Source organism: Aliiruegeria haliotis, assembly GCF_003003255.1.
Lineage (GTDB): Bacteria > Pseudomonadota > Alphaproteobacteria > Rhodobacterales > Rhodobacteraceae > Tropicimonas > Tropicimonas haliotis.
Map to the genome: position 1 here is coordinate 174,997 of NZ_PVTD01000007.1, position 23,062 is coordinate 198,058.

The 23,062-nt window shown below is 61.1% G+C and carries 24 protein-coding genes and 4 pseudogenes; 22 read left to right on the forward strand and 6 right to left on the reverse strand.

Features of this window, described 5'->3' with window-relative positions:
* Positions 1–164: 164 nt before the first annotated feature.
* From CLV78_RS16590 to CLV78_RS16620, 7 genes are all read left to right on the forward strand, one after another.
* Positions 165–452, forward strand: coding sequence for an SH3 domain-containing protein (locus CLV78_RS16590; protein ID WP_146136711.1), 288 nt, complete (start codon positions 165–167; stop codon positions 450–452).
* Entirely contained in the window at positions 453–824 is a 372-nt protein-coding gene (locus CLV78_RS23980) for a hypothetical protein (protein WP_106206062.1), read from the forward strand.
* On the forward strand, positions 821–1,090 hold the full coding sequence (locus CLV78_RS23985; RefSeq protein ID WP_106206064.1) for a DUF3955 domain-containing protein: 270 nt from the start codon (positions 821–823) through the stop codon (positions 1,088–1,090). Before CLV78_RS23980 ends, CLV78_RS23985 begins: the two co-directional genes overlap by 4 nt.
* A gap of 3 nt (positions 1,091–1,093) precedes the next feature.
* A complete protein-coding gene (locus tag CLV78_RS16605; protein ID WP_106206065.1) occupies positions 1,094–1,405 on the forward strand; it encodes a hypothetical protein in 312 nt (103 codons plus the stop codon).
* A 619-nt stretch (positions 1,406–2,024) separates the two neighbouring features.
* Complete coding sequence (locus tag CLV78_RS16610) at positions 2,025–3,626, forward strand: aldehyde dehydrogenase family protein (protein ID WP_106206066.1); 1,602 nt, start codon at positions 2,025–2,027, stop codon at positions 3,624–3,626.
* A gap of 49 nt (positions 3,627–3,675) precedes the next feature.
* Entirely contained in the window at positions 3,676–4,497 is an 822-nt protein-coding gene (locus CLV78_RS16615) for an SDR family oxidoreductase (protein ID WP_106206067.1), read from the forward strand.
* Between the two features lie 49 nt (positions 4,498–4,546).
* Positions 4,547–5,602: an AraC family transcriptional regulator gene (locus CLV78_RS16620; RefSeq protein ID WP_158263577.1), complete on the forward strand. Its 1,056-nt coding sequence runs from the start codon at positions 4,547–4,549 to the stop codon at positions 5,600–5,602.
* A gap of 154 nt (positions 5,603–5,756) precedes the next feature.
* On the opposite strand, the pseudogene CLV78_RS24940 reads toward CLV78_RS16620, so the two are convergent.
* A pseudogene (locus tag CLV78_RS24940) lies at positions 5,757–6,264 on the reverse strand (DDE-type integrase/transposase/recombinase); the annotation flags it as partial.
* 92 nt (positions 6,265–6,356) lie between these two features.
* On the opposite strand from CLV78_RS24940, the gene CLV78_RS24945 reads away from it, so the two are divergent.
* The 3 genes and pseudogenes from CLV78_RS24945 to CLV78_RS24555 all read left to right on the forward strand — a co-directional run.
* Positions 6,357–6,665 (forward strand): VapE domain-containing protein, encoded by a 309-nt coding sequence (locus tag CLV78_RS24945; protein ID WP_106206071.1) that lies wholly within the window; start codon positions 6,357–6,359, stop codon positions 6,663–6,665.
* A gap of 315 nt (positions 6,666–6,980) precedes the next feature.
* On the forward strand, positions 6,981–7,241 hold the full coding sequence (locus CLV78_RS24950; RefSeq protein WP_146136713.1) for a DUF3299 domain-containing protein: 261 nt from the start codon (positions 6,981–6,983) through the stop codon (positions 7,239–7,241).
* Positions 7,242–7,836: 595 nt separating this feature from the next.
* Positions 7,837–8,152: pseudogene (locus tag CLV78_RS24555) on the forward strand (integrase core domain-containing protein); the annotation flags it as partial.
* Between the two features lie 74 nt (positions 8,153–8,226).
* On the opposite strand, the gene CLV78_RS16640 reads toward CLV78_RS24555, so the two are convergent.
* Positions 8,227–9,132: a LysR substrate-binding domain-containing protein gene (locus CLV78_RS16640; RefSeq protein ID WP_158263578.1), complete on the reverse strand. Its 906-nt coding sequence runs from the start codon at positions 9,130–9,132 to the stop codon at positions 8,227–8,229.
* Between the two features lie 88 nt (positions 9,133–9,220).
* Between CLV78_RS16640 and CLV78_RS16645 the strand changes: the two genes are divergently transcribed.
* Genes CLV78_RS16645 through CLV78_RS16665 form a run of 5 tightly spaced genes read left to right on the forward strand, consistent with a single transcriptional unit; the run spans position 9,221 to position 13,709 of the window.
* The gene (locus CLV78_RS16645) at positions 9,221–10,255 is read left to right on the forward strand and encodes an amidohydrolase family protein (RefSeq protein ID WP_106206074.1); all 1,035 of its coding nucleotides are present in this window, start codon (positions 9,221–9,223) and stop codon (positions 10,253–10,255) included.
* Positions 10,252–10,746 carry a TRAP transporter small permease gene (locus CLV78_RS16650; protein WP_106206075.1) on the forward strand — a complete coding sequence of 165 codons (495 nt, stop codon included), beginning with the start codon at positions 10,252–10,254 and terminating at the stop codon, positions 10,744–10,746. The genes CLV78_RS16645 and CLV78_RS16650 overlap by 4 nt, the downstream gene beginning before the upstream one ends.
* Positions 10,743–12,023 (forward strand): TRAP transporter large permease, encoded by a 1,281-nt coding sequence (locus CLV78_RS16655; protein WP_106206077.1) that lies wholly within the window; start codon positions 10,743–10,745, stop codon positions 12,021–12,023. Before CLV78_RS16650 ends, CLV78_RS16655 begins: the two co-directional genes overlap by 4 nt.
* A 38-nt stretch (positions 12,024–12,061) precedes the next feature.
* Positions 12,062–13,033 carry a TRAP transporter substrate-binding protein gene (locus CLV78_RS16660; RefSeq protein WP_106206078.1) on the forward strand — a complete coding sequence of 324 codons (972 nt, stop codon included), beginning with the start codon at positions 12,062–12,064 and terminating at the stop codon, positions 13,031–13,033.
* A 55-nt stretch (positions 13,034–13,088) separates the two neighbouring features.
* The gene (locus tag CLV78_RS16665) at positions 13,089–13,709 is read left to right on the forward strand and encodes a LysE family translocator (protein ID WP_106206080.1); all 621 of its coding nucleotides are present in this window, start codon (positions 13,089–13,091) and stop codon (positions 13,707–13,709) included.
* Positions 13,710–14,402: 693 nt separating this feature from the next.
* On the opposite strand, the gene CLV78_RS16675 is transcribed toward CLV78_RS16665, so the two are convergent.
* Complete coding sequence (locus CLV78_RS16675; RefSeq protein WP_106206084.1) at positions 14,403–15,557, reverse strand: FAD-binding domain-containing protein; 1,155 nt, start codon at positions 15,555–15,557, stop codon at positions 14,403–14,405.
* 215 nt (positions 15,558–15,772) lie between these two features.
* Between CLV78_RS16675 and CLV78_RS16680 the strand changes: the two genes are divergently transcribed.
* The 5 genes from CLV78_RS16680 (at position 15,773) to CLV78_RS16700 (ending at position 17,960) form a co-directional block, all read left to right on the forward strand.
* Positions 15,773–16,189 carry a thiol-disulfide oxidoreductase DCC family protein gene (locus tag CLV78_RS16680; RefSeq protein WP_106206086.1) on the forward strand — a complete coding sequence of 139 codons (417 nt, stop codon included), beginning with the start codon at positions 15,773–15,775 and terminating at the stop codon, positions 16,187–16,189.
* Entirely contained in the window at positions 16,186–16,575 is a 390-nt protein-coding gene (locus tag CLV78_RS16685) for a DUF4149 domain-containing protein (RefSeq protein ID WP_106206088.1), read from the forward strand. Before CLV78_RS16680 ends, CLV78_RS16685 begins: the two co-directional genes overlap by 4 nt.
* 8 nt (positions 16,576–16,583) lie before the next feature.
* The gene (locus tag CLV78_RS16690; protein WP_106206090.1) at positions 16,584–17,054 is read left to right on the forward strand and encodes a DUF427 domain-containing protein; all 471 of its coding nucleotides are present in this window, start codon (positions 16,584–16,586) and stop codon (positions 17,052–17,054) included.
* Between the two features lie 111 nt (positions 17,055–17,165).
* Positions 17,166–17,543: a PAS domain-containing protein gene (locus tag CLV78_RS16695; RefSeq protein WP_211301024.1), complete on the forward strand. Its 378-nt coding sequence runs from the start codon at positions 17,166–17,168 to the stop codon at positions 17,541–17,543.
* A gap of 120 nt (positions 17,544–17,663) precedes the next feature.
* Positions 17,664–17,960 (forward strand): lipocalin family protein, encoded by a 297-nt coding sequence (locus CLV78_RS16700; RefSeq protein ID WP_245925129.1) that lies wholly within the window; start codon positions 17,664–17,666, stop codon positions 17,958–17,960.
* Positions 17,961–18,062: 102 nt separating this feature from the next.
* Here the strand turns inward: CLV78_RS16700 and CLV78_RS24955 are convergent.
* Positions 18,063–18,257, reverse strand: a pseudogene (locus CLV78_RS24955) (IS6 family transposase); the annotation flags it as partial.
* Positions 18,258–18,564: 307 nt separating this feature from the next.
* Here CLV78_RS24955 and CLV78_RS16705 point away from each other — a divergent pair.
* Positions 18,565–20,868 (forward strand): AAA family ATPase, encoded by a 2,304-nt coding sequence (locus CLV78_RS16705; RefSeq protein ID WP_158263579.1) that lies wholly within the window; start codon positions 18,565–18,567, stop codon positions 20,866–20,868.
* Between the two features lie 304 nt (positions 20,869–21,172).
* Positions 21,173–21,421 carry a transposase gene (locus CLV78_RS16710; RefSeq protein ID WP_106206096.1) on the forward strand — a complete coding sequence of 83 codons (249 nt, stop codon included), beginning with the start codon at positions 21,173–21,175 and terminating at the stop codon, positions 21,419–21,421.
* A 199-nt stretch (positions 21,422–21,620) separates the two neighbouring features.
* Here the strand turns inward: CLV78_RS16710 and CLV78_RS24565 are convergent.
* Together CLV78_RS24565 and CLV78_RS16720 are read right to left on the reverse strand one after the other, a co-directional pair.
* Positions 21,621–22,077: pseudogene (locus CLV78_RS24565) on the reverse strand (IS6 family transposase); the annotation flags it as partial.
* A 74-nt stretch (positions 22,078–22,151) separates the two neighbouring features.
* Positions 22,152–23,036, reverse strand: a complete 885-nt coding sequence (locus CLV78_RS16720) for a mechanosensitive ion channel family protein (protein ID WP_106206098.1) — start codon at positions 23,034–23,036, stop codon at positions 22,152–22,154.
* Positions 23,037–23,062: the final 26 nt, after the last annotated feature.

Sequence of the window (23,062 nt, forward strand, 5' to 3'; positions counted from 1 at the left end):
CAATTGCCACTTCCCTGAATCGCAATGCCGCGCGTCGTGACGGGACAGCAGACTACCAGCTTTCGGTCAGCGTTGGAGCAACAGCGTCACGTCCGCCACCGACACCGACACCGGACTATGCCGATGGCCTGGCCGGCAGTCCGGACTGGTGGCGGGTGAGTGGTGTGTCCCGTGGTGATCGCCTGAACACCCGCAAGGGACCTTCGACCAGCAAACGGGTCGTGGCGAAAGTGCCCGACGGCTATGTCCTGCGCAATCTTGGCTGCGTGCAGCGGTCGCAACGCTGTTGCGAGGTCGAAGCGCCCGGCGGCGATTTCACCGGCTGGGCCGCAGCTCGGTTCCTGACGGAATCCGGCCCTCCGCATGTGTCGAACGTCAGCACCCCGCCTCGTCGCCCCAATCCTGCCGGCGGAGTTCCTGAACTTGTCGCGCGCGATTCCGGGGAGATCTAGGTGCATTGGCAGAACGGATGCACTGTTCTCATTGCCCCCAGGGGGCGTGTCATCGCGGCGGACCATACCCGCAACAAAAGGCAGCGCCGTCACTCACGCGACGCCTTCAAAAGCTATCGCCACGAACAGGCCGAAAGCGACCACCATTCCGGACCGATCAACGCGAACGGTGGCATGGCTGCCGGCACGCGGGATTTCTGCCTTGGCGCAGCGGCAGGCCATTTCCGTGTATTGCCGAATGTGCTGAAGACCGACTGGCCGAACAACATCGGCAAGGGCTACATTATCGTCGGCACCTTCAGAGACCAGCCAACGCGCGCCTTCCGCTGTCAGTTCGGTGCACAGGGCGATTTTCACGGGGTATTCCAATGACACCCAAAAGACTTCTTCAAATTGCGCTGGTCGCGTTCATGGCCGCAGCCCTGAGTCTTGGCGCCGAGCGCGTCTGGTATGGCGGTATCTCTGAAGATGGCACATTGCAGGAGAGCCTCTTCCTGCCGCTCGGTTTTGCATTTGCCCTTTTGGCTGTCGTGGCCGTTCTCGGAGCTCTCGTTTTGAAGGCAAGAGGCGGGAGTCGGCAAACCGGCCGAAACGGCCCCAAAAGTAAACTCAGAAAGACCAAGCAAAAGGAGAAATGAGACATGAATAACCTCGTGAGAATCGGCGCGCTTGTTGCTGTCGGCGCTACCCTGGCTGGATGTGACGAGACGATGGACACCGGCGCGACCTCGACACCGCCAGCGACACTCAGCGTCGCGGACCAGGCCTGCCAGGAATCCGTGCGGGCCCAAACGAACAATCCCGATGTGGTTGTGCTGGAATCGCTGTTCTCCGAGGCCGGCACGTTGGTGACGTTGGGCGTCGGCCCGGATCGTGCGCGCTGGAGCTGTACGTCGACCAATGACGGGATTGTTCAAAACGTACAGTCGCAAGTGAACGAAGGAACTCTTTGACCCACCGAGTCATCGGGTAACGTTCGCGAAGCACGGAGCTTCGCAAAGAAAAATGCGGTCCGGCCCGTATTCATGCGGCGCCGGATTGCGTCACTTTCCCGACTGCTCCGACGGCCTGTTCCCGAAAGCCATCGTCGTTCAGAGCGCGGGGCATTGGCGGTTTGCAGAAACACTAGTCGAAGCAGCATGCAAGCCACCGGGTTGCTCAGGCGCGACAGTACGCTTGGCGGAACCGCCGCTCAAATTCCGAAAATTCGTACAATACTGCGGTTGCGGGCGCTTGCTGCAATCGGTTGAGCCAGTCCGGACGGTCTGGCACAACGATCAATCGCTAGGCGCAAGGCGTGTGGGCCCTCATGCTTGTACACGCGGACGAAGCGGACACCATGTATCGGCCCAGACGGACTCGGGTTCCCGCGTGTCCATCGACATCACCAGCACCCCGGCGAAGATCGCTACGGCAATGCCTGTCCTCTGGCGTTGGCGCGTTCCGCCAATCGAATGGCACGTTCGGCCAATGAAGCGCCGCGCCTCGGCCTATAGATTGGCTTCATCGCGACGGACCTGGCCAGAACATCAAGGCCAACTGGACCAAAGCACAGAATACAGGGGAAAGATCATGAAAGCCACGGAAGCCATCGACCATCTCGATCCGCAGAAATGGGCGGACACGCCGCCGGCAGAGCGCCTGCGCCTGCTGGAAGAGGTTCGGGAGAACATGAAGCGGTTCGGCGATGAGCTTGCCACCGCCGACAGCCGGATGAAGAACGACATCCTCGGGACGCCGCTCTACTCCGACCCGGTGTCCAAGGTTGGCACCGTGGTGCCGATGGCCAACACCGTGACCGCCGCCGTGGACCTTTATGAGGCCATCATCGAAGGCAGGATGCTGCAACCGGTCAAGGTCGAGAAGGTCGGCAACGATCTGTATGACATCTACGTCTTCCCGCAGGCCCGCAAGGACAAGCTGATCTATGCGGACCGCAAGGACCGCATCCGGGTCAAGGGCGAGCCGCGCCAGGTCAACCCGATGGACAAGCCCGCCGGGATCATCGCAGTTCTGGGGGCCGGCAATTACTCCTCATCGCTTGAGATGATGAAGGCGATCTTCTTCGAGAACTGCACTGTAGTGCACAAGCCGCACCATCTGAACGAGAAAACCGATGCCGTCTGGGCGAAGATCATGCAACCGCTGATCGACCACGGTGCGCTCAGTTTCTGCGCCTCGGATCAGGGCCGCGACCTGACGGTCGATCCGCGCCTGACCACGATATACTTCACAGGCGGGACCGGCACGGCCCAGGCAATCATGTCGGCAACCGACACGCCCCTGATCTCTGAATGCGGCGGCAACAACCCCTGCATCGTCGTGCCGGGTGATCGCCCCTGGACGAAGAAGGAGATCGAGCACCAGGCAGTGCAGATCGCCACGATGTCCAAGCTGAACGGCGGCGCGGTCTGTGGGCGTATCCAGACCCTCGTCACCTCGAAACACTGGCCGCAGCGGCAGGAGTTCCTTGACGCGCTGGCCGTGGCGCTGGAGGAAACCACGCCCGCCACCGGCATCTATTACCCCGGCTCCGACAAGGTGATCGAAGGGTTCAAGGCGGCCTATCCAGATGCGAAGGTGCTGCGGCCCGAAGGCGGCAGGCACCCCCACAGCGAGGTGCTGCTCATCACCGGGGCGGAGCCGGGCAGCTACGCCTGCACCCACGAGGCATTCACCCTTGTCATCGACGAGGTGCCGCTCGACGTGCCCGCCAAGGCCGCCGAATTCCTGCCGAAAGCCGTCGACTTCTGCAACACGCAGCTTCTTGGCACGCTCGGCAGCGCGATCCTGATCGACGAGGACACGAAGCAGGCGCATCAGGACGTTCTGGCACAGGCCGTGACGGACATTGAATATGGCGGCATCGCCATCAACACCATGCCACCCTTCATCTTTCTCAGCCCCTACCTGACCTGGGGCGGCAACGAAGAGGGCAAAGCGTTCGTTTCGGGCCACGGCAATTTCGGCAATCTACTGAACTACGAGAATGTCGAAAAGTCGATCATCGAGGCCAACTTCATGTCGGCCGGGCACATGATGAACACCAACAAGACGGCCTTCGACAACATGGCCGAGAACATGTCGCGTTTCGCGGTCGAGCCGACCTGGGGGAACCTGACCTGCCTGATGGGGGAGGCTATTCGCGACAGCTTCCGCAAGAAAGATTTCTGAACGCGGCCGCACAAGGCTGCCTCGACAAAGTAAAATCCGGAGAACTCAAATGAGCAACGAAACCATCCTCATCACCGGCTGCAGCAGCGGCATCGGCCGCCTGACCGCAACCTTCTTTCAGCAAAAAGGTTGGAACGTGATCGCCACCGTGCGGTCGAAGCCCGACGTAGACGCCGAGCTTAACGCACTCGACAATGTGCTGGTGACGACGCTGGACGTGACCAAGAAGGACACGATCGAGGCCGCCATTGCCGCTGGCATCGACCGGTTCGGCAAGATCGACGTGGTGCTGAACAATGCGGGCTACGGATCTTACGGGCTGCTGGAGGCAACGCCAGAACACAAGATGCGGATGCAGTATGAGGTCAACGTCATCGGCACGATGCTCGTGATGCAGGCGATCATCCCGCATTTCCGTGAACGTGGGGCGGGCACGATCATCAATATCTCGTCCATGGGCGGCAAGATCACCTTCCCACTTGGCACGCTCTATCACGGCTCGAAGTTTGCCGTGGAGGGGATGAGTGAGGCGCTGTCCTTCGAGATGTCGGCCATCGGGGTAAGGGTGAAACTGGTCGAGCCGGGAATGATGAAGACCAATTTCGGCGGCTCCTCCTTCGACATGAACCTCGACCCGTCGCTGACCGAATATGATGACTTCGTCGCTGGCATGACTGCGGCAATGGCGGCAGGCGGCGAAAGTGCGGGCGATCCGATCACCGTGGCCGAGACGATCTGGCAGGCGGCAACCGATGGCAGCGACCAGCTCCGCTATGTCGCCGGTGAAGATGCCGAACAGATCATCGCCGCCCGCAAGGCAATGGACGACCCCGATTATCTGGCGCTGATCCGCAGTCAGATGGGGCTTTGACTCGACCTCCGGTGGCCGGACTGACATGTCGGCCACCGGAACCGGTTGCATGTGCGAAACGCTTCCGGGCGGGCAGGACCGCGCGTATGATCCGGCCATGCAACAGGAAAGAACGGACAAATTCGTCCTCAACCCCGGGTGGCGCATTCTCTTGTCCGAAATGGGCTTGCCGATTGCCGATACGCTACGTGCCGCGCAGCTACCCCCGACACTGCTCGACAACTTGCCCACCGCGCTGGACGCCGACAGCTATTTCAGGTTCTGGCGGGCGCTTGCGGAATCGAGCGGAGATCGTGAAATCCCGCTCCTGATGACACAGGCGCTTGACGTCGAGGTGTTCTCGCCCCCGCTCTACGCAGCAGTGTGCTCACACAATCTGCGCCAGGCGGCGCGGCGGGTGGCGCGGTACAAGGCGCTGACCGGCCCGATCACCATCGACGCGGGCGACGATCCCTCCCGCCTGCGACTGGTTTGGCAATGGCCCCCGACCTTGCAGCCGCCGCTTGCGCTGTTGATGAGCGAGATTCTGTTCTGGGTCTACCTGGTGCGGAAATGCACCCGAGTTCTTGTCAACCCGGTCGAGATCTCGGTCCCTGAGCTGCCACACTCCCTCCCGCAATATCTGGATTTCATCGGCGCTCCGATCCGGCGGGCCGATGACGTGTCGGTCATTTTCGCGAGCCGCGACGCGGATATGGTTTTTGTCAGCGGAAATGACGCCATCTGGAGCGCCTTCGAGCCGAAGCTGAAGCAGGATCTCGAAGCGCTTGAGGCGAGCCATTCCACGTCAGGTCGCGTTCGCGTTGCCCTGATGCGCGCGATCCCAGCCGATACCGCAAGCGCCGCCCAGATCGCCGAGACGCTTGCCCTGACACCGCGCACACTGCAACGGCGGCTGAGCGAGGAAGGTACCAGCTTCAATCAACTGCTGAATGCGACCCGCGCGGAACTCGCCAGGCACTATCTGACCGCTTGCAACCTTCCCCTGGCAGAGATCTCTTTTCTTCTCGGCTTCAAGGAACCGAGTTCGTTCAATCGAGCCTTTCTGCGATGGACTGGGACAACACCCGAACAGTTCCGACAACAGGCCGGAAAATCGCTGTGAAGAACGGAACCGAAGGTTGAGGCCAGCCATTTTGCATCGACATGCTCTCCGTCCGAGATACGCAATCGGCAGGTCGCATTTGTGCCCACTTCGGTGCTGTCAGGCAAATTCGAACCAGTCTCCAAATGGACGGCGATCCTGTTCCTTTCATCACGCCAAATTGCCGCCACTCAACGAGAGCGCCGGCACCGTTCGTCTTGATATTGGCCCACGAGTAGAAGCTTCGCTCCGAGTTGAAATGGTTGAAGACAGAGGCGTGGACGGCAGCGAACAGTTGCAAAACTCGCATTCGCCGAAAGCGCTGCATTGCCCATTCTCGTCTTAGGAACGGTAGCTGCGAGTTCTCCGCCGGTTGCTGAGCCAACGGTCGGTTTCTTGCAGCACTGGAACGCCAAACTCCTTCAACGCCGTGCCACAAGAGCGAAGCAAATCAGTGACGATGGTCTCCGGTCGACCATAGCGGCGCATTGTTTGCTTGATGAATCTCAATGCCGCCCTTTCGTCCTGCGTCTGCGTCACGAAGCTTTCCAGGACCTCGCCTTCCTGTTCAACGGCTTGCCAAAGGTAGTGGCGTTCGCCGTTGATCTTCACGACACCTCATCCGAATGTCACTGTGGCCTGGCACGCAGTCGCTCAGCGCGTTTCTGGCGGATCTCGGACGCGACCCGTTTGGTTTTCACGGTTGTCATCCGGTCTGTCGCGGTCGCCACCGAAAGGGATCCCATCACAAAATGACTGGACGGGCTGGTCTGGGATGGGCAGGGCCAGCTCTCCTCCTCGGTGGTGCGGCGTCTCAAAGCGGAAGAGAGCGACTTTATCAGTGAAGCTGGCCGATGCACTTTTTGCCGGTACGACCAATCGAAGCGATTACCCACAGGATCCAACCGGCGATCGTCGCTTCTGGCCAGTGCGGACAGGTGTCACTGATCCCGACACTCTTGGCCACGATCGCGATCAACCCTGGGCCGAAGGCGTGGTCGCGTTAAGCCAGCGAGGCCTGGCGGCTGAGCGTTGCAATAGCGTAGGCGGCAGTCGTAGAGCAGGCCAATCGTGGCGAAGATGATCCATGGACCTCTGAGATCCTGGCCCAATACAATGGCAAGGATCAGGTGACCTGCAAGGAGATCCTGCGGGATGGGCTTGCACTCGGGCGGAGCCGCGTGTCGTTGCAAGGGAGCAACTGCGGCAGGGACGCCCACCGGATTGCACGACATCTCTGGGTTTCCACCTGAACCACATGGATTGCGCTCAGCAGGCCGTGACTGCGCGTATGCTCCCAGAGCGCATATCGGGATCGGGCCCAGAAGACCCGGAACTCGACGGACAAACAGCCCTAGTTGCCGGCTATGTGCATCCTGTGGAGCGTTAATTCTGAGATGTGCGCAGATTTCTCCGGGTCCCTAGTTCACGCAAAGATTGCCGCCATCCGCCGCCACCTTTGCCCGATCAGGCCATTTCCGTGGTTTTCCCAAAAGGAATCGACGCCAACCACGATCCTGTCTGGGTCCGGGAAATTTGGTACTGCGCAAAGAACGAAACGAAATTGCACCAGCGAGCTATGCTCGTGAAGCGATTTGCGCCGAGCCTGTCGCGATACCCGATGTACCGGATGGCGGGTAGAGCTTGCTTCAACCATTGATCTATACCGAGCAATCTCAACAACACCTTAAAGCTCGCCCAACGAGGACCAGTGCATTTTCGAGAAAAATCAGCATATCTCACCGAGTCGATGTTGACGCGCCACTAAACGAATGTCCGGTCCTCGTCACGTTCGCAGGACGATGGGTGGCGTTCGCCGCGAACCCAGCGCCTGCGGCGAATGAACGGCAAGTCGGCAAGGGAGCAGTTGGTGTGGCCCAGTTCGATCGACGGCCGCTCAGAGCCTCCGAAGGTCTGCTGAGCAGGCCAACCATCTGAAGAACGGGGCTATTCCGAACTTCGGCAATATCTGCTCTCGGAGCGACTTCCGAGCGCAGCGTACTGCGTTCGGAAGGCAACCTAGGGCCTGTTCAAGACCTCAATGAAGCCTGCAGTCTTCGTCCGATCGGGTGAACAAGAGCCGTTCGCGGCAGCCGCAGCATCCCCTGGCGTGCCGACCAAACGTGGTGCCGCAACAAGCGGTGGCGGTAAAGCGGAGGAAGCGGCCGCTTTCTTGTAGTTGATCGGCAACGGTCTCTTTCAGGGCCGTGCTTTAAGACCGGAGCATGTCCGAGACGACAATCACAGGCCGGCCGTATCCCAAGGAAATCCGCGTCGATCAGGGCAGCGAGTTCATCTCCAACGACCTCGATTTGAGAGCCTATCAAAAGGATGTCGTCCTCGACTTTTGGCGGCCCCAAAAACCAACGGACAACGCGTTCATCGAGAGCTGAATAGGCAAGCTTCCACCGGAGTGTGTGAACACGCACACTGGCGTATGAGCCATGACGATACTCGGAAAAAAGGCAGGAATGGTGTAGGGATAACAACGCTGTCCGCCCTCACAGCGCGTTCGGAAACAACCCACCGATCTCGCCGATGAATGGCTCAGACATGCAAATTGCACCCTGAGCTTCAGCCCCGGAAAGCCCCTTGCCGGGTGGTTCAAACAAGGGAGCACGTCACCACTCCCCCGCCCTACCCCATCAGCCGAAAGCCGCTTCCGTCTTTCCTGCCGCGCGCAATAGCCACGCGCGGAACCGCGTGATTTTCTGCACCTCCCCGAAGGCCGGCGGATAGACCAGCGTGTGCGCCGCCGCCACCATGTCGTAGCTCGCGTCGAATACCGGCACCAAGGTACCCTGCCGCAGCGACCGCTCGGCAAAGACCCGGCTCTCCAGCGCAATCCCCAGACCCAGCTCGGCCGCCTGCAACGACAGCAACCCGCGATCGAACCGCGGCCCGGTGATCGGCAGCGGCGCGATGTTTTTTAGCGCGAACCACTCCGCCCACTGGATCGGCGCCCGCTCGGACAGGATCAGCGGCACCGCCGCGAGCCGCTCCCGCGCCGGCAACTCCACCACCTGCGCAAGCACCTCCGGCGCGCAGAGCGGCTGGATCCGGTCCTCCATCAGCTGCACCACGCTCAGCCCGGCCCAGTCGGAATGGCCATAGCGGATCTCCACGTCGGTATCGGTGCGGAAAAAATCCACCGGCGAAGGCGAGGCATGAATGCGAAGCTCGATATCGGGGTTCTCCGCCATGAACTCGCCCATCCGTGGCAGCAGCCAACCCGGCGCGAAGCTTGGCGCGCAATGCACCGTCAGCGTGTCGCTCGCCGTGCCGCTGGACAACCGGTCGCTCGAACGCTCGATCCGGTCGAAAGCGCTCTGGATATACTGCAGGTATTCCCGCCCCGCGTCCGACAGCACCAGCCGCCGGTTGCTGCGCCGAAACAGCGCCACCCCAAGGTGCTCTTCCAGCCGTCGAAGTCGGTGACTCAGCGCTGATGGCGTCAGCGAAAGTTCCTCGGCGGCAGCAATCACCGTCCCCTTGCGGGCAATGGCCTCGAAGGCCTGAAGAGAGCGAAGAGGGGGAAGGCGACGTGACATCACTGAATTGTATTCATGTATTTGGCCAAAATCAATCATTTGTGTGATTTTCAATCATCTGTCATCTTCCGGTACAGGAGGATCGCCTATGACCACAGGCCCAAGACTGAGCAACGCCAGCCGTGCCCGCATGCAGGCCCGAGCCCGCTTCCTCGAAGACAACAAGGACAGGCTGGCAATCGACGGCGATGTCCACCCAACGCCCCCCGCGCTTGTCCCAGCCGACATGGCCGCGCGCATGGACGCAGACCCGAACTACTTCCATGGCCATCCGCTGCTCTCAGGTACATTCCTCGAGAATCTTGACCTCGCGGGGCTCGATATGGCGCTCTGCTGGCAGAACCCCTCCACCGTGATCTACACCGACGATCTCGAAACCAATACCGACGCCCTGCGCAACTCCAACGAGGCGATTGCTGCGCTGGCCGACGCCTACCCCGAGCGCGTCATCCCCGCGGGCTGGACGGATCCGAAGGCGCTCGGCGTGGCCAATGCCATCGCCATCGCCCGCCACTGCGTCGAGACCCTCGCGATGCCCGTGGTCAAGATGAACCCGGCGCAGAACGCCTACCCGATCGACGACCCGATGGTGCTGGAGACGCTCGACGAAATCGTCGCCATGGGCGCGATCCCCGCCTTCCACTTCGGCGCCGATACCGAGTTCACCCCGACAGAAGGTCTTGTCAGTGTCGCCGCGCGCCACCCCGATCACCCGGTCATTGCTGTCCACATGGGCGGTGGTGGGGCGCATTTCGTCGTCGCGGAGGAAACCTACCAGACGGCCCGCGCCGCCGGCCTGGAGAACCCCAATATCTTCTACATCCTCAGCGCCAAGCGCGACGTTCACATGGTCAGTGATCTGATCACCTACGCCGCCGCCGGCGATCCCTCCTGCCGCAACATTGCGCTCGGCAGCGATGCGCCCTATGGCGACATGCTGTTCCAGTTCTCCGGCTTCCGCGCCTTGTTCGATGCCTTCGCCGGGGCCAGCTACCCCGAACAGCGCCTGGCACAGAACCCGGCCCTGTTCGACCCGGCCACCGTCCAGGGCTTCATGGGCCGCAACATGGCAGAGCTTGTCGCCAACGCCTACGGGCGCATCGTGGAAAGGGCTGCCGCATGACAGCGGTGCTAGAGCGGACCTCAAGGGCGCTGATCGCCGTCACTGATGCACTGGTGGCGCTCATCGCAGGCGGATTCACCTGCCTGCTGATCATCGCAGTTATCTCCCGCTACGTCTTTGATTTCTCTATCGTTACCGGGGTGGAGCTCACCCGCATCGCCTTCGTCTGGAGTTGCTTTCTCGCCGCCGCAAACGCAGTGGCCCGCGCCCGGCACATCCGCGTAACAATCCTGCGGGACCTGCTCCCCGAAGGCGGTGTCGCCGCAGTGAACACCTTCGTGCGCCTGATCACGCTGGCCTTCGCCACCGCGATGATCTGGTACGGCAGCCAGCTCTGCCTGAAGGTCCTGCCCACCTACTTCCCGGCCCTGCAAATCTCACAGGTCTGGCTCTACCTCGCCCTGCCGATCTCCGGCTGCCTGATCGCCTACCACTCGCTGGCGCAGCTGATCGGCGTGACGGACACGTGGGAAACGGAGAAACCGGCATGATTCTCGCGATCGCCCTACTGTTTGCCGTCCTCACGCTGATCAGCACCCCCATCGCCATCGGCATCGGCATCTCGGTCGCAATCGGCCTTGCCGCCTTCAGCCCGTTTCCGGCGATCATCCTGTTCCAGAAGATGGTAACGGGGATCGACAGCTTTGTGCTCGTCGCCATCCCGCTGTTCATCCTGATGGGCAACCTGATGAACTCCGGCGGCATCACGGACCGGATCTTTGCTTTCATGCGGTCGATGCTCGGCCACAAACGTGCCGGGCTCGCGCAGGCCAATGTCGGCGCCTCGCTGATCTTCTCCGGCATGTCCGGCTCCGCCGTTGCCGATGCCGCCGGGCTCGGCGCGGTAGAGATCAAGGCGATGAAAGACCAGGGCTATGATGCCGGCTTCTCCGCCGCCGTGACCACAGCCTCCTCCGCCATCGGCCCGATCATCCCGCCCTCGATCCCCTTCGTGCTCTACGGCGCGATTGCCGAGGTCTCCGTTGGCCAACTCTTCATGGCAGGCATTATACCCGGCCTGCTGCTCGCCCTGTCCATCTCCCTCATGATTGCATTCATGGGCCGGGGCGAGCGTTTTCCCCGTGATGCCCGCGTGCCGTGGTCGGTGCGCTGGCATCATTTCCGCCGCGCCGCGCTGTCAATGGCCACGCCGGCCGTGGTACTCGTCGGCATCATCGGCGGCGTGTTCACGCCCACCGAGGCCGGCGCCATCGGGGCCGCCTACGCGCTTATCCTCAGCCTGCTCGTCTATCGAACCGTGCGGGTGCGGGACCTGCCCCGCATCCTCGTGGAAACGATGACAACCGCCGCCATCGTCACGTTTATCATCTCGACGGTTTCGGGCTTCTCCTGGGTGCTCGCCGTGAGCAAGGCCGGCGACGCTTTCGTGGACGGCATCACCTCGCTCACCTCGAACCCGGTGATGATCCTGCTGCTGATCAACGTCGGCCTGCTGGTGATCGGCGCGCTGATCGAGGCTGGTGCGGTGCTCATCCTGATGACGCCGATCCTGCTGCCCCTGGCTGTCACCATCGGCGTTGACCCGGTCCACTTCGGCGCGATCATGGTGCTGAACCTGATGATCGGCGTCGCCACCCCGCCCGTGGGAATGAGCCTCTTCGTTGCCTCCCACGTGGCCGACATCCCCATTGAGCGGCTGATGCGCGCCGTTCTCCCCTTTCTGGTCCCGCTGTTCGCCGCGCTCGCCATCGTCACCTATTCGCCCGGTCTGGTCATGTGGCTGCCGCGGCTCGTCTTTGCAAACTGAATGCCCCGGAGGAGTGGGGCGCACCTGAGGAGGATCCTATGAAACAAGTAACCTGCCGGCTTTTGGCCAGCGTCGCCACGGCTGCCGTTCTTTCCAGCCCCGCCCTTGCCGTAGATCTCAAGATCGGGCACGGCCACACCGAGAGCCACAGCTTCCACCTCGCCATGGAAAAGATGGCCGAACTGCTGGAAGAGAAAGCCCCCGGCGCGTTCGACGTCGAGATCTTCGCCAACGCCCAGCTTGGCTCCGAACGCGAGATGCAGGAGCAGCTCACGCTCGGCACCCTTGAGCTGACCGTGACAGGCGTGCTCGGCGTCTACGAGCCGAAACTCGCGCTTCTGGAACTGCCCTTCCTTTTCCGCGACCGCGATCACGTCCGCGCCGCGCAGGACAGCGAGGCCGTCGCCTCCCTCGTCGCCACCCTGCCGCCGAAGGGCCTGCGCCTGATCGGTTTCGTCGAAAACGGCTTCCGCAACATCACCAACAATGCCACCGCCGTGACCGCGCCGTCGGATGTCGACGGGCTGAAGATCCGCACCCCGGAAAACCAGGCCCAAATCGAGACCTTCAAGGCGCTTGGCGCTCAGCCCACGCCGATGCCCTTCTCCGAGCTCTACGCAGCGCTGCGCCAAGGCGTCGTTGATGGCCAAGAAAACCCCCTGCAGAACATCTATGACGGCAAGCTTTTCGAAGTGCAGAAGCACCTCGCGATGACCGGCCACATCTACAACTCGGCCTATATCGTCGTCTCTGAATCCTTCTACCAGGGCCTATCGGATGATGACCGCGCCGCGCTGGACGCCGCCGCCGTCGAAGCCGGCAACTGGCAGATGCAGATGCTGGCGGACAAGGACAGCGAGCTTCTGGGCAAACTGAAAGAGGCCGGTATGGAAGTGACAGAGCCCGAAAAGGCCGCCTTCCTCGACGCCACCGCCCCAGCCTACGACGTGTTCTACAGCCAGTATGGCGAGGACGCCAAGGCCTTCGTCGAAGCCGTCAAGGGAATGTAAACCCGCCCCCGGAGGTGCCCCAAACCGGGCGCCTCCCCCGGCGCCGGAGGATCATATGCCAAGCCTGCACACGTGGATCGTCTTTGTCCCCGCAGCGCTCGCGCTCGCCGTCTACCCCGGCCCGAACAACCTGCTGTCGCTCGCCACGGCCGCGCAGCAGGGCTTCCGGAAAACCGTCCTTGCCGGCGCCGGCCGGCTCGCCGCCTTCGCGCTGCTGATCGCAGCCTGCGGTATCGGCATGGGAGCACTGCTGGCCGCCTCCGAAACGTATTTCACAGTCCTGAAATGGATCGGCGGGCTCTACCTGGTCTTCCTTGGCCTGCGCATGGCGCACTCTGCATCGGGGAGCAGCGCCACGCCCGAGGCACCTTTCCTGCCGTGGTGGCAGCTCGCCCGGCAGGACTTCCTTGTCGCCCTCACCAACCCCAAGGCAATCCTCGTCTTCACCGCCTTCTTCCCGCAGTTCCTCGCCCCCACCGAGTCGATCCCACTGCAATTCGCCGTGCTCGGCGCGGCCTTCCTCGGGCTGCAACTCGTCGCCATCAGCACCTACGCTGCCGCCGGCGCACGGCTCGGCCGGTTCGTCTCTTCCGGCCCCGGCCGCACCTGGCTCAACCGCGCTACCGGGGTAACGCTGGTCTCCGCCGGGCTGATCCTCTCTACTGCCCACCGCTGAGCATGTGCTTCATCCCAACCCGTCGAAACCCCGCACTTCTGCAGGCTTGAGAAATCCCGGTTGAAGAGGTCGGGTACAATTGTCGCAGCGCTCCGATCTTCCGCTCGGCATCCGGATACGCGCCTCACATCCGGCGACTGATGGTCACCCGCAAATCCGCGTTGCTTGCCGGGATCGATCCCGCGCAGGTCCACGAATGGTATCTCGCCGTTCATGCCGACGCATTTGAATGGACCGAAGCCCCCAACACGCTTGCAGTGAACCGGTTTGCCAATGGCGGTCTTTTCGCTCTCAAGCCGTACATTTCTTCTGGTACGACATCGATCGGATGTCGGATTGCTGCGGGTCCTGCAGCCACTCGGTCGACAACAAGTTCGGGAACGAAGCCTGCCCGTTCAGCCTGCGCTACTGGCATTTCCTGGACCGTCATCGTGCCTGTATCGCGCCAAACCCCAGAAAGGGGAACATGTACCAAACCTGGGATCGTATGGGCTCGGCACGGCGCGCCGGGGTGCTGCGCGGTGCCAACCTTTTCCGTGAGCGACGGCCGGCCGGTGAGGCGGTGTGACACCCCGCTTCCCGAAATCCGTCGCACGACCTGGACGGCATGTCCCCGACAATTGACAGCCGGCTCTCCGAGGCGTCTTCCTGATGAGTCCAAGGCACCGATGAATGCCAATTCAGACTGGGGTATCATTGCACTCTCGCAGCAGCGAAGATCTCGGGGATCCGTTTCTTGACCTTGAAGAACCCCGCCGTGGCATGTGGCCAGATCGCGCGGTCCCAGTCGCGTTGAATCTCGCAAAGGGCAATGCCGTTCGCCGAGAGCCGAGCCAGTTGTGGACAGAGCCAATCACGCAATGGCCCCTGCACGATATACGGAGTTACAATCTGAACAGCCCCCGCACGGTGCACCCAATCGACGAGATCCGTCTGGGGCGTCGCATGAAGCTCTGTGGCCGTATGTCCGAGTCGGGCGGCGGTATCGTCAAGTGCAGCACGTTCGAACGCAATGACGGATTGCGCCACGGGACGACTGGACCGCAGCGAGCTTCCCGCCAGAGTGGCACGGCATCGAATATCCAGATGCGAGAGATCGTACTCCTCCACGCGGCAATCGTCCTCGGTAACGAGCAGAGCAGTTGGCGCACCGGTCTGTGGTGAATTGATCTCACGCAACGGCGACAGGGGCGGCGGACCGTGCGGCTCTTCGCCATCCAACGGTTGCACATCGGACGCCAGTTCCGAAGGTTTTGGCCGAAACCGACCCAGGCTGAATTTCTCGATGTTCCAGGCATTCGCCTCGTAAGCACGGCCGCGCGTATGCAGCCCCGCGACCCACCTCCAACCGAGTGTGTTCGAGGCGGGATCCCCGTCCAGCAAATGCCGAAGAAAAAAATCCGCCCCGACCCGCCAGGGGAGTTTCAGCGTGAAGATCCAGATCGACGCGAACCACATGCGGGCATGGTTGTGAAGGTATCCGGTTTCGACCAGTTCTCGCGCCCAGAAGTCGAAGCATTCCAGACCGGACTTGCCGGTCTCAGCTGCCGCTACAGCATCGCGCAGACCTGCGTCGCCTTGCATCTGCGACAAGTCACGAGCCAGTCTCGAACGGTAGTCCGCCCAGACAGACGGATGTCGCTCGAGCCAGCCCTTGAAGTACCCGCGCCAGATCACCTCCTGGATGAACTTCTCAGCCTGATTGGCCCCATGAGCTTCGATTGCTGCAGTGACCAGTTCCTTCTCAGTCACCAGACGCTTGCGGACGTAGGGCGACAACCGGCTGACGGCGTGGTGCTTGCCCGGCCCGGCATCGACGTTTCGGCCCTCTTCATAGTGCCTCCCCATTCGAGGACGAAACTCATCGAGCAGGTGAAGTCCGGATAGGCGGGTGCCCGGCAAGACGGCAAAGGGTTCTCTTTGAATCGGCATATCGAACGAGATGGTTCTGTCGGGCGCTGTGTCCAACTCTGACTTCGGTGCGAATAGACCAATCGTTTCGGGACGTCCGGCAGGATTGAACTATCTAGGCTGGAGACTGGAACAAGACGGGCCGAAGCGTCATGGAAACATCCGACATCAATAGCTGTACGCAAGCGACAATTGGGTCGGTCGGCGACGAACTGACCGTGTATTTCGACGGGTCGTGTCCCCTATGCGCGGCCGAAATCGGTTTTTACGCATCGCGCGACGGTGGCAACGCGTTGCGGCTAGTCGACGTTTCCCGGCCGGCGACCGAAACCGGCCCGGGTCTCCATCGGGATGACGCCATGCGCAGGTTTCATGTGCGCCGTCCGGACGGATCTCTGATGTCCGGTGCGGCCGCCTTTGCTGCAATCTGGCAGGTGCTACCCAGCTGGCGCTTCGCCGGACGTCTAGCTCGGATCTGGCCAGTCTCTTTTTTTCTCGAAACCATGTATCGGCTGTTCCTACCGCTACGTCCTGTCTTGTCCCGCCTCGCGCGGCGGAAGATGCCGTGACGTTGCTCGCCCTGCTCTCAACCGCGCTGCTCTTCGGTGGCATGGCACTCTACGCTTTCGGCTTCGCCACCTTCCTTTTCTCAAACCTGCCTGCCGGGCAGGCAGGACGGCTGTTGCGTCGCGCCTTTCCACAGTTCTACCTGTTCGTTCTGGTCTTTTCGTCCATCTCTGCGTTGCTGCTGCTGTCTTCGGACCCTATCGGCGCACTACTGCTGGGCTGCGTCGCGGCGACAGTAGTCCCCGCGCGACAGGTTTTGATTCCGGCGATCAACGAGGCCACTGACACCGGCCAGAAACGCCGATTCCAGTTCCTTCACGCACTGTCCGTTGCCGTCACTCTGGCACACATCGGTATGGCGGCGGCGGTGCTTTCCCGTTTCACATGAGAACCGCGATGACGCTTCCACCCGAGAACGTTCAGGACTACCCGAGACCACCAAGGCTTGAACTTGTGCCATATCGCATCGAGATCGCCTGCGGCGGTGAGACGATTGCCGACACGACAAGGGCTTTCAGGGTACTGGAAACGCATCACGCGCCGACCTATTACCTGCCGCCCGACGACATCCGTGCCAAGCTCTCCGGCGTGCCCGGGAGAAGCTATTGCGAGTGGAAGGGCGCCGCGCGCTATTTCAACGTGCTCACGAACGGGTTTTCCGCAAGGCGCGCCGCTTGGTGCTACCCAAACCCATCCGCAGCTTTCGCCCCGCTCGCAGGATACGTCGCATTCTATGCCAACTTGATGGAGACCTGTCGCGTCGGCGGTGCCCGGGCCACACCACAACCCGGCGGATTCTATGGCGGTTGGGTTACGCCGAACCTTTCGGGAACGGTCAAGGGGGCCCCTGGCACAGAAAACTGGTGACATGTGAAGCAGGTCCGACATGTTACACCGGAACGAGCCGAGTGTTGCTCAACAATGCCAGGGCGGTAGGATGGCGGCAAACGCCTATCGACCTCTCTACAGGAGCTTGCCGTGTCCGACCCCGTACCCAGCGAAAACGATCTGATTGCCATGCTCGAGTCCGACGAGCGGTCGATGAGCGTCGTGATCACCAATCCGGCGCTGCCCGACAACCCGATGATCTATATCAGCGAAGAGTTCGAGGAGCAGACGGGTTATGCCCCCGAAGACGTTCTGGGACAGAATTGCCGGTTCCTCCAGGGACCGGACACAGATCCGAATGCAGTCGAGGCAATTCGCGCCGCACTGAAAGCGCGAACGACCTTCACGATCGACATCCTCAACTATCGCAAATCGGGTGAAGCCTTCATGAACAGGCTCAGGATCCGCCCGCTCTTCGACGAGGATGGCAAACTGACCTACTATGTCGGGGCGCAGAACCCAGTTTAATCGATCTGGTGCCAGCACTCGGCCGGGCCGAACTCTCGCAACCTGCAACTCGACATCAATGGGTGGAGGAGCATATCGGACATCCATGGGGCGGTTCCTGCTGGGATCCTGATCGCATTTGTGAGCCCGGCGATTGCCGAGACCTACCGGGACCGGACGGTAGAGATTACGCCGGTTTCGGTACTCCACATCGAACGCCACCTCGGCAAGTGGTACGAGATTGCGCAATTTCCGAACAGTTTCGGCAAGAGATGCGAGGGTGTCACGGCCGGGTATGCACACACGGCTGACGGCAGAGGGTGTCAGCCCAGTGCGAATTCGTCTCTGCAAGATCAGTACCTTTGCCCTCTATGCCGCACCGAGCTGACGCCACTCGGCACGAGCGGCAGCGCGGTGCTTCTTGAAGCTGTCTCTTGAGGAGACGCTTCGCTCCGAGTTGCATTGTTTGAAGACAGAGGCGTGGGCGGCAGCGGACATCCTAAGACTCCGAATCCGTCGGAAGCGCTGCATCGCTCGTTCTCATCGCCGAAATGGCAGGCGCGAATTCACGCCCCTGTTGATTGGCCACCGACGCGGTTCCTGCCGATCTGCCGTCCCGATTTCCCTCAGCGCAGCACCGTACGCGCGGAGCCGGTTGGTAACGATCATTTCCGGCCGACCGTAGCACATCATTGATTTGCGAGTGAATTCGAACGCTGCCGTACTGTCGCGCGTTTTTGTAACAAAGCGCTAAAGAACCTCACCCTCGTGAACGACGGCCCAGCAAAGGTAGCGGCTTCCGCCGTTGATCTCCACGGACAACTCGTCCAGCTGCCATCGCCATTGCGGCCAAGGTGCGCGCCACCCGCGTTTAACGGCGACATCAAACGCGAAGGTTTCGAAACCGCGGGATGAAATCCAGCGCCCGCGCGTTTTCCAATCAGACCCAAGTGAATGACCGATGTCATCTCGCTGCGATCCGCGAGCAAGATCGTGCGAGGCCCGGCAAGGTCGGAGCCCGACCTCAGTAGGAGAAAAGCTGATGCATCACGACAAGACGATTTCCTTGAAGACCTATGCAAAGGCGTTTCCAGCCGAGTCCGAAGTCGAAGCCCCGGAAAAGAAGACGGGCTTCACCCTGCGTCGTTACAGGGTAACCAACTTTCGCTCCGTGGGCGATTCCGGCTATCTTGACTTGGACCATGTGACTGCGCTCATCGGTGTGAACGAGTCCGGCAAGACGAACCTTTTGTTGCCACTCTGGAAGCTGAATCCCGCAGGCGGAGGGGAGATCAAACCGACCTCGGATTTCCCCAAGGCACTCTTCGGTGCAATCCGCGCCAATCCCGGCGAGTTTCAGTTCATCTCGGCCGAGTTCGAAACCGGCGAGGACGCGGCGGAACTGGCGGAACTGGCGAAGATCCCGGTCGAGTTTGCTTCGACAGTTTGCGTGGGCCGGAACTACGATGGCGGCTACACGGTGAGCTTCCCGCACTTCCGTCCGAAGAAGTTGGAACAACGATCCGATATCCGCCCGATCCTGTCGGAGGCAAAGCAGCGGATTGCTGAAGCCGCGCCCCCTGATAGTCAGGCCGACCTCAAGGCTGCCGCACTGCAGGTCCTTGGCGAAATGGAGGATGACCTCGACGGGTTCGCCCCCCTGACGGCCAATGATCTGATCCGACTGCGCGACAAGGTAGCCGCGATCCTGCCGCAGGATCCACCGGCGACCTCGGTCATCGTGCCGGAACTGCGCTCTCTTCAAACCTCGTTGGGCAAGCGCATGGCCGCCATCCTGAAACCCGATCCGGGGCAGATCGATACTGTGCGCGACGCGGTCCTCTCGCGTATGCCCAAATTCGTCTACTATTCGAACTACGGCAATCTCGATGCCGAGATCTACCTTCCACATGTCGTCGAGAACATGGCGCGTGGCGACCTGGGTGCCAAGGAGGCTGCGAAGGCGCGCACTTTGCGGGTTTTGTTCGGTTTCGTTGGGCTTGAAGCGGAGGAAATCCTGCAACTTGGCAGGGATTTCCGGGAGATCCGCAACGAAGCCGCCGCCTTGCGCCTCGAGGAGGAGAGCAAAGCCGGGAAGTTCCTCGACTTCCTGAAGCGGGCGCGTACTCCGGAAGAAGGTCCGGATGCGCAGCTTCTGAGCGAGATTGCCGAAGCCAAAAGAACGCGGTCGATCCTCCTGCAATCGGCGAGCACGAAGCTCACCGAACGTTTTGGAAAATGGTGGAAACAGGGCGACTACCGCTTCCGCTTCGAAGCAGATGGCAACCATTTCCGCATCTGGGTCAACGACGCGCGGCGTCCGCAGGAGGTCGAACTGGAGAACCGTTCGACCGGACTACAGTGGTTCCTGAGCTTCTTCCTTGTCTTTCTTCACGAAAGCCAGGGGGCACATCGCAATGCGGTTCTGCTGCTCGACGAGCCGGGGCATTCGTTGCATCCCCTGGCGCAGCGCGATCTATCCAGCTTCTTTGACGGGCTCGCCGCAACCAACCAGATCGTCTACACCACTCATTCGCCATTCCTCGTGGATGCAGACAGGCTCGAACGCGCCCGGAAAGTGTATGTCGGGCGAGACGGATCGACCCGGGTGTCCAATGACCTGCGGTCCGAGGAAGGAACCGACACCAAGCGCGGGGCTAGCTTTGCGGTGCGTTCGGCGCTGAACATCGCTGTGGCCGAGGCGATGCTGGGTGGCGCACAGCCGGTTCTGGTGGGAAGCACGACCGACCAGACATACCTTTCCGTGCTCAAGACGTTGCTCATCGGTGCCGGGCGGTTCCAACCGCGGCGGGAGGTCGTGTTCGCCCCCGCCACCGGACAACGCGTCATGCAAGCCATGGCGGCACTGATGGCCAACGAAGATGCGGAGGTACCGCCTGTCCTGCTCGACGGAACCGATATCGGACGGGTGCAAGCCAGAAAGCTGCGCGCCTCCAGCCACTCCACCTGTCCGGATCGGGTCATCGGACTGCACGAGATCGTGGGGATGGAGCAGGCGCAAATCGAAGATCTGGTCGGGCTCGATCTCGTGGCACCGCTCGTGGACCGTATAGAACGTCGGCCGGAGCGGCTCTTCATCGACGTGGCAAGGCCCGACTTGCCACTCGTGGACCAGGTAGAGGCTTGGGCAACACAAGAACGCATCACGTTGGCATCTGACTGGCGGCTCCAACTTGCAACGCGGGTCAAGGCGCGCCTCCTTTCATCCGATTCCAGAGTCCTGCCTCAACAAACGCTGCAATTTGCGGAGCTTCTGATGAGCCGTTTGTTCCCTTTCGAAACAGAAGCAATGCAAAACCCTGAACTTTCTGCCCGTGCAGGATGAGCAAAGCAGTTTCCCTCTGGCCGCTCTTGCGGCGAGAGGGAGACGGTGCAGCTTTCTGCAAGGTCGCTCCAGAAGTCGGCTATGGCTCGGTCACTTCGCACCGATTGTTGCCCGCTGTGCGCACGATGCCCTCTCCTCAATGTCTGGTTCGAGTCGTGCTGGCCAGATTTGGCACGGTCGAAGTGCCCGGCGTCGTTCCATCATTGAATGCGGGTATCGGCGATTGCTGTGCGAGCGGCGGGACGAGGTGTGCCTGCCCCCATAACACCGGGCCATTGTCTGAACACGAAACGGGGGACACGAGATGCCTCGACGAAGGTACCCGGATGACGACATCTGGAAGCCGCTGCGTGAGATAGAGTTGAAACTGGCGGATGGAGATGTCGTGCCGACGGCATATCGTGCGGTCGGGGTCAGTGATCCAACTTACAACAACTGGCGGCGTCGGTTCGGCGGGATGGACAAGTCTCAGCTATCGGAGTTGCGCAACATGGAGAAAGAGAACGCCAGGCTGAGAAGCTCAAGGGAGCGTGGCCGCAGTGCGGCCGTGTAGGCCCGCAGAACAGTGGCAGAGCGAGAACTCGGTGGGCTCATTCTCAAGGAAAGCCTGAACCACCTGAAGCCCAGGGTCACGCTGACCGACAGGTGATTGCGGGGAAAGTACCGAGAGGGGCCCGAGCAACAAAAAAAAGTGGTGCTGTTGGACCAATTCGAACCAGTCCAAGATTGGAAAGTGGCCCTGCCCCCAATGCCGCGCAGTATCCGCGCCACTCGGCGGGATCAGCGGTGCGGTTCCTCTTGAATATGGCTCTGGAGGAGAGGGTACGCTCCGAATTGAAATGATTGAAGACGAAGGCGTGGACGGATGCAACCATCTACAGACGTCGCATTCGCCGAAACCGCTGTAGTGTCAGCTCTCGCCGTCGGAATGGCAGGTGCGAGTTCTCCTCCCGACTGTTCAGCGAACGGCCCGTTTCCTGCGGGACCGTCGCACTGATTTCTCTCAGATCGGCGCCGTAGGACCGAAGCAAATCGGTCCGAACCGATGCCACCAGAAACGGACGGATCCGTGACTGACATCGATGCACGCTCATTCAGCAGGTCCTCGACATTCCTGAGCGACGACGGGAAACGAACATAGAGCATCACCGCCAGGCGAATGATCTCCTTGCTCGTATTGAAGTATTTGAACGCGTCACGTTTTGTCATCTGGAGACCCTACCCGGCCCCTTCCCCCGCGATAGGCCAAATCCCCAAAACATCACTCGGACGAATACGAGACGTCAGCCCTTCCGAGGTGGAGTTTCGCCCGCACTGTCCCGTTGAAGGGCCAGCGGTTCGGCGAAAGTCAGTGTACGGTAGGGGAATGGAATCTCGATGCCAGCATCGTCAAGGGCGGCCTTGATGGCTAGCACCGCCGCATTCCGGGAGACGTGCTCATCGGGAGGAGCACTTTTTGCCCACCAGCGCACGAGGAAGTCGATTGAGGACGAATTGAACTCGACGGCGAACACCTGTGCGGGTTGTTCGGCGTCTGGACTGTTGATCTTTTGGATTGCGGATTCGATCACATCTTTTGCGGCGGCAGCATCTTCGCCATAGGCAACGCCAACCACGAGCGAGATGCGGCGCAACTCCGTGTCCGTCAGGATCTTGACCGGGTTCTTGAACAGATGGCTGTTCGGAACGATCACCAACTCGCCCGACCGTTTGCGTAGGAAGGTATCTCTGATCGAGATTTCCTCGACCGTCCCGCTGAGCCCTTCGCATTCAATGTCATCGCCGATCCGCATCGGCTTACGCAGCAGTATCAAGAAACCGGCGAGGAAGTTCTCAAAAATATCCTTGAAGGCCAGACCGATCGCGATGGAACCGATGCCAAGACCGGCGACCAGTTTGGTTGGGGTCAAATTGGGGAACACGACGGTGGCTGCAATCAAGAACCCTGTGATCCAGACCAAGAGACGCAGGATGCTCGCCACCGCGGCGAGAAGCGACGGTCGCGCTTTCGACCGAGTCAGCACCTTCCGGGCGATGAGGCCCGCAAATCGCGCCACGAGCAAAGTCAGCGCCAACACCAAGAGCGCCGCAAGAAAATTGGGTAGCAACGCAATGATCTCACGTGCAAAATTCGTGAGTTGCTCGCTCAGTATCCGGATGGGTTCCAAGAGGCAGTCCTGTCACTTCGAGGCTG

Bases quoted from the DNA above. Each gene is read 5' to 3' on its own strand.
- CLV78_RS23985 (WP_106206064.1), top strand. From the start codon at position 821: ATGACACCCAAAAGACTTCTTCAAATTGCGCTGGTCGCGTTCATGGCC.
- CLV78_RS16605 (WP_106206065.1), top strand. From the start codon at position 1,094: ATGAATAACCTCGTGAGAATCGGCGCGCTTGTTGCTGTCGGCGCTACC.
- CLV78_RS16610 (WP_106206066.1), top strand. From the start codon at position 2,025: ATGAAAGCCACGGAAGCCATCGACCATCTCGATCCGCAGAAATGGGCG.
- CLV78_RS16615 (WP_106206067.1), top strand. From the start codon at position 3,676: ATGAGCAACGAAACCATCCTCATCACCGGCTGCAGCAGCGGCATCGGC.
- CLV78_RS16620 (WP_158263577.1), top strand. From the start codon at position 4,547: ATGTGCGAAACGCTTCCGGGCGGGCAGGACCGCGCGTATGATCCGGCC.
- CLV78_RS24945 (WP_106206071.1), top strand. From the start codon at position 6,357: ATGGGCAGGGCCAGCTCTCCTCCTCGGTGGTGCGGCGTCTCAAAGCGG.
- CLV78_RS16640 (WP_158263578.1), bottom strand. From the start codon at position 9,132: ATGTCACGTCGCCTTCCCCCTCTTCGCTCTCTTCAGGCCTTCGAGGCC.
- CLV78_RS16645 (WP_106206074.1), top strand. From the start codon at position 9,221: ATGACCACAGGCCCAAGACTGAGCAACGCCAGCCGTGCCCGCATGCAG.
- CLV78_RS16650 (WP_106206075.1), top strand. From the start codon at position 10,252: ATGACAGCGGTGCTAGAGCGGACCTCAAGGGCGCTGATCGCCGTCACT.
- CLV78_RS16655 (WP_106206077.1), top strand. From the start codon at position 10,743: ATGATTCTCGCGATCGCCCTACTGTTTGCCGTCCTCACGCTGATCAGC.
- CLV78_RS16660 (WP_106206078.1), top strand. From the start codon at position 12,062: ATGAAACAAGTAACCTGCCGGCTTTTGGCCAGCGTCGCCACGGCTGCC.
- CLV78_RS16665 (WP_106206080.1), top strand. From the start codon at position 13,089: ATGCCAAGCCTGCACACGTGGATCGTCTTTGTCCCCGCAGCGCTCGCG.
- CLV78_RS16675 (WP_106206084.1), bottom strand. From the start codon at position 15,557: ATGGGGAGGCACTATGAAGAGGGCCGAAACGTCGATGCCGGGCCGGGC.
- CLV78_RS16680 (WP_106206086.1), top strand. From the start codon at position 15,773: ATGGAAACATCCGACATCAATAGCTGTACGCAAGCGACAATTGGGTCG.
- CLV78_RS16690 (WP_106206090.1), top strand. From the start codon at position 16,584: ATGACGCTTCCACCCGAGAACGTTCAGGACTACCCGAGACCACCAAGG.
- CLV78_RS16705 (WP_158263579.1), top strand. From the start codon at position 18,565: ATGCATCACGACAAGACGATTTCCTTGAAGACCTATGCAAAGGCGTTT.
- CLV78_RS16710 (WP_106206096.1), top strand. From the start codon at position 21,173: ATGCCTCGACGAAGGTACCCGGATGACGACATCTGGAAGCCGCTGCGT.